This is a genomic window from Curtobacterium sp. MMLR14_002 (genome assembly GCF_001864975.1).
Taxonomy (GTDB): Bacteria; Actinomycetota; Actinomycetes; order Actinomycetales; family Microbacteriaceae; genus Curtobacterium; species Curtobacterium flaccumfaciens.
In genome coordinates this window covers 1-316 of record NZ_MJGT01000124.1, presented here as the reverse complement: position 1 = coordinate 316, position 316 = coordinate 1, and the positions used below count along the sequence as shown (strand labels likewise).

The 316-nt window shown below is 70.9% G+C and carries 1 pseudogene; it reads right to left on the bottom strand.

Going from position 1 to position 316, the window contains the following annotated elements:
* Positions 1-316: pseudogene (locus BIU91_RS19240) on the bottom strand (hypothetical protein); the annotation flags it as partial.

Below are 316 nucleotides of genomic sequence, written 5' to 3'. Positions count from 1 at the left end.
GGTCGGCATGCACCACGAAGGTCGCGTTCGTGGTGCGCCGGTCGGCACCGCGCGAGGTCACGTGGATCCGTGTCGGTGGTGGGGTGAGCAGGGGCACACCGAAGACGACGGCGGCCGAGACGTGTGAGATCAGGTCTCCGGGGCGGATCCGGTCGGCGAACGAGCGCAGCCGGACGTGGTGCTGCTCGCTGGGGCGGAGTGCGGCCCATCCCGCAGACTCCGCGTACAGTCCGCGTGCTACCCGTGTGAGCTCGCCCGCAGCGGCCCGACGTCTGATGACATCGGACTCGTCGGGGCGCTGGGCGGAGGTTCGGAA